Raw genomic sequence first — 13,109 nt, 5'->3', positions numbered from 1 at the left:
AGTGAAAAATGAAATGGTCTGATGATTTCACCTCAGAGCAAAAAATTCAATTAACAAATGCATTGCAATCTGTGAAAGATCCTGAAATTGATTCCATTAGCATAATTGAACTTGGTATGGTGGACCGAGTAGAAAGAAATGCACAAGAACTCACGATCTATATGTTGCCAACCTTTATGGGCTGCCCAGCTTTAGATATTATTAAATCAAATGTTTTGAAAGCGGTTTCTCAATTAGTGTGGATTGATCAAACAATGGTTTCATTCATTAATGATCCACCTTGGACCTCAGAACGAGTGACAGAAGTTGGAAGAGAACGCTTAAAGGAGTTTGGTATTTCACCACCACCAAAGCATTTTAGTATGAGTGGCGAGTGGCACGTTCAATGCCCGTATTGTGATTCAACTTATACGGCAATGGACAATATTTTTGGACCAACAGCGTGTCGAAGTATTTTGTATTGCAAATCGTGTAAAAATCCATTTGAAGCAATGAAGCCAGTATCAACGATGATGTAAAAACTATTTTTCTATAAAGGGAGATGTTTAGATTGGTAAAATTGATCGCATTGTACAAACACCCAGAAAACAAAGAAAAGTTTGATGACCACTACTTCGGCACACATGCTCCGATTACGGCAAAAATTCCTGGACTGCAAAAAATGGTCGTAACAAAAGTAGTCGGAAGTCCAATGGGTGGAGAAGGAAAATACTATTTGATGTGTGAGATGGTTTATGAGAGTCATGAAGCGCTTAAAGAAGCGATGAAATCAGATGAAGGTAGAGCGTCTGGCAAAGACTTAATGTCATTTGCTGGTGACCTTGTCACGTTAATGATCGGCGAAGAATTGGATGGAGAATGAAAGTCGATCGATTGAAACGAGGGTGGAAGGTCAAGTAGGTTTTATTACACTTAACAGACCCAAAGTGTTGAATGCGATCAACCGGCAAATGTTGTCTTCCATCGTTCGAGAAATGGAAGAATTTGATCGGGACGACAACGTGAAAGTAATTGTCTTACATGGCAATGGTCGTGCATTTGCTGCAGGTGCTGATATTGATGAAATGATGAACGATGATTCAATTGATCTTGAACTGTTAAATCAGTTTGTTGAATGGGATCGCTTAGCTTGGGTTAAAAAGCCCATCATAGGAGCGGTTCAAGGGTTTGCGTTAGGCGGTGGATTTGAGCTTGCCCTGTGCTGTGATATTTTGCTAGCTTCAGAGGATGCGGAGTTCGGTTTTCCAGAAGTAGATCTAGGTGTCATGCCAGGAGCTGGAGGAACGGTGCGACTAACAAAACTTGTTGGTCGGGCGACAGCAATGAGATGGCTTTTGACTGGAGAACGATTTACAGCTAAAGAAGCATTGGACTCTGGGGTTGTTTCAAAGCTCGTGCCTAGTGATCTTTTGTTGGAAGAAACCGAGAAATTCGCTTCAATAATCGCTAACAAACCATCTCTATCAATCAGGTTTATTAAAGAATCTGTGCACAAAGCAGAGGATACATCTATATATGAAGCAATGCAGTTTGAACGCAAAAACTTCTCTTTGCTATTTTCATCCGAGGATCAAAAAGAAGGCATGAACGCATTCAAAGAAAAAAGAAAGCCTCATTTTAAAGGGCAGTAGAAGGGAGGATACATATTGTTTAAAACGATTAAGTATGAAGTACACGATAGAGTGGCTTGGCTGACACTCTATCGCTCGGATAAGTTAAATGCATTCACAGAAGAGATGCATAGCGAAATGCTAACAGCACTAAAAGATGTTGAACGCAATGAAAACGTACGATGTCTAGTGATCACAGGTGAAGGTCGTGCGTTTTCGTCGGGAGAAGATCTTGATGGAGTAACAGAAGGACTAGATCACGGTCATGTCATACGGAAGCGATATACACCTGTGTTGATTCAATTAGCGAAAATCGATAAGCCTGTAATAGCTGCAATAAACGGTATAGCTGCAGGATCAGGTTTCAGTTTAGCGTTAGCTTGTGATTTTCGACTCATGCATGAACAAGCAAAACTCGTTCAGGCATTCATTCATGTTGGTTTGATTCCGGACTCAGGGAATTTATATTATTTACCAAAACTCATTGGGCACGCGAAAGCACTTGAACTAGCGGTTTTGGGAGAAAAAGTAACTGCTGAAGAAGCGAAGGAAATTGGACTCGTAACGAAAGTGATTGATGGAGAGAATTGGATGGAAGGGGTTTCCAGCTTTGCTGAACGCCTAGCCAACATGCCAACACGGGCGATTGGGTTAATTAAACAACAGCTCCAAGCGAGTTGGGATATGCCGCTGGAATTGTTTTTAGAAAAGGAAGCGTATGGACAACGGATGGCTGGATTAACGAGCGATCACCAAGAGGGAGTTCACGCTTTTATGGAAAAGAGATCACCTGATTTTGCAGGGAAGTAAAAACTAACAACAAAAGGAATAGGGGATGAAATCATGTCAATCGTAAAAGAAGAAAAACTAGCACAGCTTGATGTAAAACGTGAAAGCTATCAGTTAATAATCAATGGGCAGCGAATGGATAGTACAGATGGAGAATCATTTGTTACAGTGAACCCGGCTACAGGTGAAGAAGTAGCAAGAGTAGCTAGAGCGTCAAAAGAGGATGCTGAAAAGGCAGTTGAAGCAGCAAGACATGCGTTTGATCATGGTAAATGGCGTCATTTTCCGGTCAATAAACGTTCAAGAACGCTTAATAAAATCGCTGGAATTATGCGCTCACGATTTAATGAGCTTGTTGAACTTGAGGTTTTAGACACAGGGAAATCACTTGCTGCAGCACAAGGTCAAGTGATGCAAGCGATTGAAGATTTTGAGTTTTACGCAGGGGCAATTGTTAGTCATCGTGGAAGTGTTAACTCACTGCCGGGTGCATTCCAAAACCATACCGAGTCTGAACCAGTAGGCGTATGTGCGCAAATTATTCCGTGGAATTATCCACTTATGATGGCTGCATGGAAAGTAGCACCCGCCATCGCCGTGGGTTGTTCAATTGTAGTTAAGCCTGCGTCGTTAACGCCACTTACAGCGATTGTTCTTGGGGAAATTTGTATTGAAGCGGGTGTCCCAAATGGAGTTGTTAATATTGTACCTGGAGCGGGTTCTGAAATTGGAAACTATTTAGTTGAGCATGAAAACGTAGATAAAGTGGCATTTACTGGATCAACTCCTATCGGGAAAAGCATTATGGAACGTGCATCAAGTACCTTAAAACGCGTGACTCTTGAGCTAGGTGGTAAGTCACCAAGTCTAGTGTTTGATGATGCTGACATCGAAGCTGCAGTAGATGGTTCATTGTTTGGTATTTTCTATAACTCTGGACAATCGTGTGAAGCACGCTCACGTTTATATGTTCATGAAAATATTTACGATGAGTTTATGGAAAAATTCATTGAGAAAACGACGAAATTGAACCTTGGCAACCCATTCGAAAAAGATACACATGTTGGAGCAATCATTAACCAAGACCAGTTGGATGTGATTGATAGCTATGTGAAATCTGCTAAAGAAGCAGGTGCAACAATCGAGACAGGTGGTAATGTGGCTAAAATCGAAGGCTATGAAAATGGTTTTTGGTATGAACCAACGATTATCTCGAATACGACACATGACATGAAAGCTGTTCAAGAAGAAATTTTTGGTCCAGTTGTTGTCGTGATGAAATTTAGCGATGAAAAAGAAGCTGTCAAGCTAGCGAATGATAGTGATTATGGACTTGGTTCTGCGATTTGGACAAAAGATCATGCGCGTGCTACACGAGTTTCTAAGCAAATTCAAGCGGGGATCGTAATGGTTAATTGCCCATTCTCTGCTTTCCCCGGTACACCTTTTGGTGGTTATAAACAATCTGGCTTTGGTCGAGAGTTATGTGTTGAGACATTAGATTTATATTGTGAAACAAAAAGCATTGTATCCTACTATGGTGGACGTCCGTTAAATCCACTAGGCGTTTAACTATCATAATGAATTAGTAGGTGAGGGATCCTAATTTATCATATAAAAGGAAAAAGTTCGTTCGGTGACTTAAATCCTTCCTATGGTGTAACGGATCCTTTCCTACTTTCTAACGTGAAGAAGATTGGAGAGATACACATGAAGAACATTGTCGTTATTGGTTCTGGCGTGATGGGCAGAGGGATTGCCTATGTTGGGGCAGTTGCAGGCTTTTTTGTAACACTTGTTGATATAAATGAAAACCAGCTTAACCTTGCAAAAACAAACATTGAATCACTATTTAAAAAGGGAAGAGATCGTGGCAAGCTTTCAAGAGCACAATATGACAATTACCCGGGAAATTTTCACTACACGACGAATCTAGATGAAGCATTCGAACAAGCTGACTTTATTATCGAAGCAGTTCCAGAAAAAATGGATATAAAACGAGCGGTCTTTAAGAAAATGGATGAGTTCGCACCGGCTCATGCTTTATTTGCAACGAATACTTCGACAATGAGCCCAACAGAGATTGGATCTTTTACACGTCGTCCTGAAAAAGTCATAGCGATGCACTTTTTTAATCCAGTACATAAAATGCCGTTAGTTGAAATCGTTCGTGGACTTGAAACCAATGACGAAACAGTTGAAGCAACAATAGAGCTTACTCATGCGTTTGGCAAAGAAACTGTGGTGATAAATGAGTTTCCTGGTTTTGTAACGAGTCGAATTTCTGCTTTAGTTGGCAATGAAGCATTTTATATGCTGCAAGAAGGATTGGGTACACCAGAAGAAATTGATAGAGCAATTAAACTAGGATTGAACTATCCGATGGGGCCGTTTGAACTGGGCGATTTGGTGGGATTAGATACTAGATTAAATAACTTGAAGTATTTACATGAAAAATTAGGTGAAAAATATCGTCCTGCACCTTTGCTTGAAAAATACGTGAATGCGGGTAGGCTTGGACGGAAATCTGGTCAAGGTGTTTATGATTACAGCGACCAATTAGGAGTGAACGTTAAGTGAAAGAAGTCGTAATTGTAGACGCAGTGCGGACACCCATAGGGAAATTTAAAGGAGCACTTAAGTCTGTGCGACCTGATGATCTTGGTGCAGTTGTGTTAAAAGCACTATTAGAACGAAATCCTGGACTCGACCCTTCCCAAATTGAAGAGGTCGTATTTGGCAATGCCAATGGTGCGGGTGAAGATAATCGAAATGTCGCACGAATGTCTGGGTTACTTGCTGGGCTTCCGATCGAGGTAGCGGGAACGACGCTTAACCGGTTGTGTGGGTCGGGGATTGATGCGGTAAATTATGCCGCACGTGCGATTATGGCAGGTGAAGGCGACATTTTCTTAGCAGGTGGAACAGAAAGTATGACGCGGGCTCCACTTGTCATGAAAAAACCAGAACAAGATTATCCAAGAGGAAAGATGGAACTGCTTGATACGACAATTGGTTGGCGATTTATCAATCAGAAAATAAAAGAACAATACGGTACGGATAGCATGCCAGAGACCGCTGAAAATGTGGCAAACAAATATGACATTTCTAGAGAAGCACAAGATCAATTCGCATACGATAGCCAAATGAAAGCACAGCAAGCGATGGAACAAGAACGATTTAAAGAAGAAATCGTTCCAGTCATATATAAAGATCGTAAAGGAAATGACATCACTGTGACGGTCGATGAACATCCAAGAAAAGATTCAACTCTGGGAAAACTTCAAATGCTTAAACCTTTATTTGAGAAGGGGACGGTAACAGCAGGAAATGCATCAGGAATAAATGATGGAGCATCTGCGTTACTTTTAATGTCGCGTGAAAAAGCAGATGAACTTGGTTTAAAGCCGCTTGTTCGCTATGTAACGTCAGCCACAGCTGGTGTCGAGCCTTCCATCATGGGGATTGGGCCAGTCTATTCAACTCAAAAAGCTTTGAAGCGTGCAAATTTAAACATGGATGATATCCATTTGATTGAGTTAAATGAAGCATTTGCTGCACAATCATTAGCATGTATAAATCAACTATCAATTCCTCATGAACGTGTGAATGTTAACGGAGGTGCCATTGCGTTTGGCCACCCATTAGGAGCAAGTGGTGCACGCATTTTAACAACTCTTATTCATGAAATGAAAAAGACGAATAGCAGATACGGACTTGCTACGATGTGTATTGGAGTTGGGCAAGGAATTTCAACCATTGTGGAAAATACTGATTAGATGCTGCTATAGAATTAGTAACAAGATGCTCCCTTTAAAAATGCTATGATAAGACAAGACGTCACTATGGTAAATTGATAGAATAGAAAAAGACAGTGGCTGACTATGTCATGAAAAAAGTAGAGGATGAGCATTTATGAATACAAGGTCAATGATTTTCACCCTTTATGGGGACTACATACGCCATTATGGCAATGAAATTTGGATTGGAAGTCTAATTCGTTTATTGAATGAATTTGGACATAATGATCAAGCTGTGCGTGCGGCCATTTCACGAATGAACAAGCAAGGATGGGTACAAGCTGAGAAAAAAGGCAATAAGAGCTTTTATTCACTGACTAACCGTGGCGATAAGCGAATGGAAGAAGCTGCAAACCGTATTTTTAAGTTGAAACCAGAACAGTGGGATGGCAAATGGAGAATGTTAATGTACACGATCCCTGAAGAAATTCGTAGCATTCGTGATGAGCTACGAAAAGAGCTTTTATGGAGTGGATTCGGTTCGATGTCAAATAGCTGCTGGATTTCACCAAACAAGTTGGAGAAACAAGTGGATGATTTAATTGAGAAATATGACATTAAAGATTATGTTGATTTTTTTGTGGCTACGTATGAAAGTCCACACAATAGCAAGCGTCTGGTTGATAAGAGCTGGAACTTAGATGCTATCAACGAAAAATATAAGTTTTTTATCACAGAATATAGTCAAAAATACATCATTGATAAAAGGGAAATTCAAAAAGGTGCGATGTCTGATGCAGAGTGTTTTGTAGAACGCACGAGGCTTGTGCATGAATACCGTAAATTCTTGTTCGTAGATCCGGGGCTTCCTGAAGAGTTACTACCTGAGAATTGGCTTGGTGGTCATGCGGCTTCTTTGTTCAGTGAATATTATCGAGAGTTGGCTGAACCTGCCCTACGTTTTTTCGAGACTGTGTTTCGTCAAGGAAATGAAATGACGAAAAAGAATGCTGCGTATGATGCGCTTGATCATCCATTTATGATCAATTAATTTTGGGGTGAACTAAATGAATAAGTTAACAGAAACGCTTGGGATCAAATATCCGATTATTCAAGGTGGGATGGGCAACAGTTCAAATGCATCTCTTGCAGCCGCTGTATCAAATTCAGGGGGATTAGGGATGATCGGTGCTGGTACGATGACTCCCGAGAGAGTGGAAAAAATGATTTTAGATACAAAAAGGCTCACAACTGAACCATTTGGGGTGAATATAGCCATCAGTGTTACCCCCCATGTAAAGGAAATTGTGGGGCTTATCCTGAAACATAAAGTATCAGTTGTATCCTTGTCAGCGGGGAACCCTGTTCCGCTAATCCCTCTATTAAAAGAACATGGAGTTTCTATTTTAAGTGTGGTTGCATCAGTAAAGCACGCCAAAAAAGCTGAAGCGGCGGGTGTCGATATTCTTGTTGGCGAAGGCTATGAGGCAGCAGGGATTAACTCGCATTTAGAGACGACTACGTTTGCGCTTATTCCTCAGCTTGCTCAAGCTTCATCTCTTCCAGTTGTTGCGGCTGGCGGAATTGGAGATGGTAGAGGTCTTGCGGCAGCGATCATGTTAGGTGCGAGTGGTGTGCAAATGGGTACGCGCTTTATTGCAACAAAAGAGTCTACTATGCATCAAAATTACATTAACTCGGTACTACAAAGCTCGGACCATGGTACGATGATTGTAGGAAGATCCGTCAATAAAATAAGACGAGTGCTACCAACTCCCTATCTTGAAGATGTAATAGAGAGAGAAGGAAAGGGATTTACCGTTGATGAATATGCTCGTTTAACCTCTGAAACACACCATGTAAATGCTGCTGTGTTGGGGAAATTTGATGAAGGATTTATCAATGGAGGCCAAATTGCTGGTCTAATTCAGGATGTCCCGAGTGTAGATGAACTTCTAAAGCGCACGATGAAAGAGGCAAAAGAATGCATTAGTGAGACGTTCTTTCTTTTTAATCAATAAGCGTCCTTCTACCATTAACTGAAAATTATCATTACATATAATTATCAGAAAATAATATTGACTAGTTATTTTGTCAGTGATACTATTACGTTAAATTAACGAAGCTGAAATTTTTTATCACATCATTCATGATTACGATTAGTTGTTTCTCATTGCTCAAGTTGAGATAAACAATCATACATTTCATTCAATGCCATTTAGGATTTGATCAGGTCCGATCAGAACGGACAACAAGGTTAAGAAAGTGGATAAAATGTATGCGCTTACAATGGCGAAGGGAGAATTTCTGTATTTCACAAAGGACTTGACGCTTCCTTTAAAGAATGGGATTATGATAAAATCACTATTTTTCTAGGTATATACTAAAAGGGGGATTATAATGAAAAAGAAACTTGCTGGGTTCTCGTCTGTATTTTTGGCTAGCGCACTTATCCTTGGAGCATGCGGTGGTGACGAAGCAGATAATGGGGGCTCTTCATCAAACGGTGATGATAAAGAGAATGTAACGATTGGTGTAACACAAATTGTTGAACATCCTTCTTTAGATGATGCATTTGAAGGATTTAAAGAAGCGCTCGAAGAAAATGGCTACATTGAAGGTGAAAATGTAACCTTTGACGAGCACAACGCAGCAAATGACATGAGCGCTAACTCAACGATTGCAACTAATCTTGCAAGTAGCGGTGTGGATCTTATTTTTGCTAATTCGACACCGAGTGCTCAAAGTGTATTAAATGCAACTACTGACATCCCGATTGTTTTTACAGCAGTTACAGACCCAGTTGGTGCTGAACTTGTTGAAGCGCTGGACAAGCCGGGTGAGAATATCACAGGTACAACAGATAGTCATCCTGATGCGATCAGCAACACGATTAACTTTATGATTGACGAACTTGAAGCAGACACAATTGGTGTTATTTACAATGCAGGTGAACAAAACTCAACTGTCCAATTTGAGGAAGTTAAACGAATTGCTGAAGAAGGCGGAGTGAAAGTTGAAGGAGCTTCTGTTTCAACATCAGCTGAAGTGAAACAAGCAGCTGAATCGCTTCTAGGACGTGCGGATGCAATGTATGTTCCAACAGACAACACAGTCGTATCTGCATTAGATTCGGTTATTGGCGTAGCGGAAGACAATGACATCCCACTACTTGTAGGTGAATTGGATTCAATGGAACGTGGTGGATTGGCAGCAAGTGGATTTAATTATTTCGATTTAGGCTATGACACAGGCTTGATGGCTGTAGATATATTAAATGGAGATAAAACTACTGCAGAGATTCCAGTCGCACTTCCTCAAAGCATAGAGCTTGTTATCAATACACAAGCTGCAGAAAAACAAGGGGTAGAGATTAAAGATGAGTGGTCAGATATGGCCGAGATGTTCGAAGGGAACTAGCTGAAAGGATGATTCAACGTGTCAATTGCCATTTTTGGTGCATTTGAGTCTGGGATCATTTACGCGATCATGGCGCTCGGCGTCTACTTATCTTTTCGTGTCCTAGACTTTCCTGATTTAACGGTAGACGGCAGCTTCGTTACGGGAGCTGCGGTTGCCGCGACTTTAATTATTAACGATGTAAATCCGGTTATCGCAACACTTGTTGCAATGTTTATTGGATTTATTGCCGGCTCGATGACTGGTGTCTTGCATACTTTTGGAAAAGTAAATGCATTGTTATCAGGAATTTTAATGATGATCGCCTTGTATTCAATCAATCTACGTATAATGGGACGGTCAAACGTACCACTTCTCAATACAGATACAATGTTTGATCATATTCAAGCGTTTTGGGTGACAATAGGGTTGGACGGAATGTTGAGTTCGATCTTTTCACCACTCGGTTTAACACCACGAACGTATAGTGTGTTGTTCACGATGATTGTCGTCACATTTATCATCAAGCTTTTATGTGATCAATTTTTAAAAACAGAAATTGGTTTAGCGATTCGCGCAACGGGTGATAACAAACGAATGATTAGGAGTTTTTCAGCGAATACAAATTTACTTGTCATTCTCGGTTTAGGAATCTCCAATGCACTTGTTGCTTTATCTGGTGCGCTTATTGCTCAATATGGCGGGTTTGCAGATGTTGGTATGGGGATTGGTATGATCATCATCGGACTTGCATCCGTCATCATCGGGGAAGCCATTTTTGGTACAAAAACGATTGCACGTGTAACGCTCGCTGTAATCGGCGGAGCAATTATTTACCGTATTGTAGTAACTCTTGCACTGCGAGTGGATTTTTTAGAAACAGGCGATATGAAACTGATCACAGCTGTAATTGTAATCATGGCATTGATTACACCGAAAGCAATTGATGGATATCGAGATAGAAAAAGGAAAAGACAGAGATTGAAAGAAATGATGGCTCTCTCAACTAATCAACAAGAGGAGGAGTCACAAAATGCTGCACTTAAATAAAATTCATAAAGTTTTTAATGAAGGCACTCCAGACGAAAAAATTGCCTTGGACCAATTGAACCTTACACTTGATAAAGGGGATTTTGTTACCATTATTGGAAGTAATGGAGCCGGGAAATCGACTTTAATGAATATGATTTCGGGTGTGCTTTTACCTGACATTGGAACCGTAACAATCGAGGATAAAAACGTCACATTGATGACTGAGTATAAACGCTCGAAAATGATTGGACGTGTTTTTCAAGATCCAATGGCAGGAACCGCACCGTCGATGACGATCGAAGAAAACTTAGCAATGGCTTATTCGCGAAATAAATCTCGAACGTTTAAAAGAGGCGTCACAAAAAAGCGTAAGGAATACTTTAAAGAAGTTCTGAGTACGCTTCATTTAGGGCTAGAAGATCGCTTGAACGCAAAGGTTGGGTTGTTATCTGGTGGTGAAAGACAGGCGTTATCACTTTTAATGGCGACATTTACAGAGCCATCCATTTTACTACTAGATGAGCACACCGCTGCACTTGATCCTTCAAGAGCCGAGTTAATTACAAAGTTAACGAAGGAAATTGTTAACGAGTATGGATTAACAACGCTGATGGTTACACACAATATGCAACAAGCTATTGATTTAGGAAATCGTTTAATTATGATGGACAAAGGTCAAATTATCTTAGAAGTCGATGAAGAAAAAAAGAAAGATCTTACGGTAAAACAGTTATTGGTTGAGTTCCAGCAAATTCGTGGAAAGCAAATGACCAGTGATCGAGCATTGTTATCATAGGAGTATGCGAAGGGGATGAGTGTGTTAAGAAACACACTCATCCCCTTTTTGGTCTTGGGTATATTTTTTGAATTTATTGACTATTCTATCGACACGATGTTATTATATCGTTAAATAAACGTTATATAAAAATTTTTTCATAAGAATTAATGTTAAATGGGGTGATCAGTTGAAACCAGGGCTTAAAATCGGTTATGAAGAAAAACTTGTAATCACTGTATCTAGTGATATGTTTGCAAGGTTTGACAACAGTGTTGTGCATCCACTCTATTCAACTGTGTCATTGGTTTATCACATGGAGTGGGTATCAAGAAATATCATTCACCCTTATTTAGAAGAAGATGAAGAAGGGATGGGGGTGGAGGTAGAAGTGAAACATATTTCTGCAGCTAACGAAGGTTCAATGGTGGAATTTCACGCCAAGGTTACAACTTATACTGAAAAAGCAGTCATTACGTCTATTGAGGTATACAGTAGTGAAAAATTGGTTGCAACAGGAACTGTAAAGCAAGCAATCTTACCAAAAAAAATCATAGAAAAAATGTATTAAACTATTTTTTTTTGAATTATGTAAGCGTTTTCTAAACAAAGGGGGAGAATATGGTGCAAATGTTTGAAAAAATTAGAGGTCATGAGCAGGTCGTTTTTTGTAATGACGAGGAGACAGGGTTAAAAGCCATTATTGCGATACATAACACATCTCTTGGACCAGCGCTTGGTGGTTGTCGTATGCAGCCATATGCAAGTGTAGATGATGCTCTAGAAGATGTACTAAGACTTTCAAGAGGTATGACGTATAAGTGTGCTGCGGCGGACGTTGATTTTGGTGGAGGAAAAGCGGTCATTATCGGAGATCCAGAAAAAGATAAAAGCCCAGAATTATTGCGGTCATTTGGTCAATTTGTCGAATCATTAAATGGACGATTTTATACAGGTACAGATATGGGGACAACACCGGAAGATTTTATTCATGCGCTAAAAGAAACCAATTGTATTGTTGGGGTTGATGAAGTTTATGGTGGTAGTGGAGATTCATCCGTTCCAACTGCTCAAGGTGTAATTTATGGCTTACAAGCAACGAACAGAGAGCTTTATGGTTCAGATGAGTTAGTAGGGAAAAGTTATGCGATCCAAGGTCTAGGTAAAGTGGGAGCAAAGGTTGCTGAACAGCTAATGCTTGCGGGAGCAAAAAAAATATTTGTTACAGATATTAATCCGCTTGCAATCGATGATGTTCAAACGTTAGGTAAAAGGTTGAATGTTGATGTTGAAGTCGTTGAGGGAGAGGAAATTTATTCAGTTGAAGCTGACATTTTTATCCCATGTGCGATGGGTGGGATTTTACATGATACATCGATTGATCAATTAAAGGTAAAAGCTGTTGTAGGGTCGGCAAATAACCAACTACTTCACGAAGAGCACGGAAGAATGCTAAAAGATAGAGGGATCTTGTATGCTCCTGATTACATTGTCAACGCTGGTGGTCTAATACAAGTAGCAGATGAGTTATATGAGCCAAACAAAGAACGTGTACTTCGTCAAACAAAAGCGATTTATAACTCATTATTAAATGTTTATTTGAAAGCAGAAGAAAGTGGACTGACGACGGTTGAAGCATCTAATTATTTTTGTGAACAGCGTATGAGATCCCGCGCAAAAAGAAACAGCTTTTTTTCCCATATGAAACGTCCAAAGTGGGCGGTCAGGGTATGACTACCATCCGAATGGTGGAAGGGGGAACCA

At 40.2% G+C, this 13,109-nt stretch carries 14 protein-coding genes; all 14 read left to right on the top strand.

Annotated features, from left to right (window positions below):
- Positions 1-8: 8 nt before the first annotated feature.
- The 14 genes from paaD to AB1471_RS06895 all read left to right on the top strand — a co-directional run bounded on the left by paaD (position 9) and on the right by AB1471_RS06895 (position 13,079).
- Positions 9-518, top strand: coding sequence for a 1,2-phenylacetyl-CoA epoxidase subunit PaaD (paaD, locus tag AB1471_RS06960; RefSeq protein ID WP_367779027.1), 510 nt, complete (start codon positions 9-11; stop codon positions 516-518).
- A gap of 32 nt (positions 519-550) precedes the next feature.
- Complete coding sequence (locus AB1471_RS06955; RefSeq protein WP_367779026.1) at positions 551-862, top strand: EthD family reductase; 312 nt, start codon at positions 551-553, stop codon at positions 860-862.
- Positions 852-1,631 carry an enoyl-CoA hydratase/isomerase family protein gene (locus tag AB1471_RS06950; protein ID WP_367779025.1) on the top strand — a complete coding sequence of 260 codons (780 nt, stop codon included), beginning with the start codon at positions 852-854 and terminating at the stop codon, positions 1,629-1,631. The genes AB1471_RS06955 and AB1471_RS06950 overlap by 11 nt, the downstream gene beginning before the upstream one ends.
- Before the next feature lie 15 nt (positions 1,632-1,646).
- Positions 1,647-2,420, top strand: coding sequence for an enoyl-CoA hydratase-related protein (locus AB1471_RS06945; RefSeq protein WP_367779024.1), 774 nt, complete (start codon positions 1,647-1,649; stop codon positions 2,418-2,420).
- 33 nt (positions 2,421-2,453) lie between these two features.
- Complete coding sequence (locus AB1471_RS06940; RefSeq protein WP_367779023.1) at positions 2,454-3,971, top strand: aldehyde dehydrogenase family protein; 1,518 nt, start codon at positions 2,454-2,456, stop codon at positions 3,969-3,971.
- Positions 3,972-4,109: 138 nt separating this feature from the next.
- A complete protein-coding gene (locus AB1471_RS06935; protein ID WP_367779022.1) occupies positions 4,110-4,979 on the top strand; it encodes a 3-hydroxyacyl-CoA dehydrogenase in 870 nt (289 codons plus the stop codon).
- Complete coding sequence (locus tag AB1471_RS06930; RefSeq protein WP_367779021.1) at positions 4,976-6,178, top strand: thiolase family protein; 1,203 nt, start codon at positions 4,976-4,978, stop codon at positions 6,176-6,178. The genes AB1471_RS06935 and AB1471_RS06930 overlap by 4 nt, the downstream gene beginning before the upstream one ends.
- Positions 6,179-6,314: 136 nt before the next feature.
- Positions 6,315-7,190 carry a phenylacetic acid degradation operon negative regulatory protein PaaX gene (paaX, locus tag AB1471_RS06925; protein WP_367779020.1) on the top strand — a complete coding sequence of 292 codons (876 nt, stop codon included), beginning with the start codon at positions 6,315-6,317 and terminating at the stop codon, positions 7,188-7,190.
- 16 nt (positions 7,191-7,206) lie between these two features.
- Complete coding sequence (locus AB1471_RS06920; protein ID WP_367779019.1) at positions 7,207-8,160, top strand: NAD(P)H-dependent flavin oxidoreductase; 954 nt, start codon at positions 7,207-7,209, stop codon at positions 8,158-8,160.
- A 379-nt stretch (positions 8,161-8,539) separates the two neighbouring features.
- A complete protein-coding gene (locus AB1471_RS06915) occupies positions 8,540-9,559 on the top strand; it encodes an ABC transporter substrate-binding protein (RefSeq protein WP_367779018.1) in 1,020 nt (339 codons plus the stop codon).
- Between the two features lie 18 nt (positions 9,560-9,577).
- Positions 9,578-10,588, top strand: coding sequence for an ABC transporter permease (locus AB1471_RS06910; RefSeq protein WP_367779017.1), 1,011 nt, complete (start codon positions 9,578-9,580; stop codon positions 10,586-10,588).
- Positions 10,572-11,366 (top strand): ABC transporter ATP-binding protein, encoded by a 795-nt coding sequence (locus tag AB1471_RS06905; protein WP_367779016.1) that lies wholly within the window; start codon positions 10,572-10,574, stop codon positions 11,364-11,366. Before AB1471_RS06910 ends, AB1471_RS06905 begins: the two co-directional genes overlap by 17 nt.
- 169 nt (positions 11,367-11,535) lie before the next feature.
- Positions 11,536-11,916, top strand: a complete 381-nt coding sequence (locus tag AB1471_RS06900) for a thioesterase family protein (protein ID WP_367779015.1) — start codon at positions 11,536-11,538, stop codon at positions 11,914-11,916.
- A gap of 50 nt (positions 11,917-11,966) precedes the next feature.
- Positions 11,967-13,079, top strand: coding sequence for a Leu/Phe/Val dehydrogenase (locus AB1471_RS06895; protein ID WP_367779014.1), 1,113 nt, complete (start codon positions 11,967-11,969; stop codon positions 13,077-13,079).
- Positions 13,080-13,109: the final 30 nt, after the last annotated feature.

Source organism: Jeotgalibacillus marinus (genome assembly GCF_040801915.1).
Lineage (GTDB): Bacteria > Bacillota > Bacilli > Bacillales > Jeotgalibacillaceae > Jeotgalibacillus > Jeotgalibacillus marinus.
This window is presented reverse-complemented; position numbering and strand designations above follow the sequence as displayed.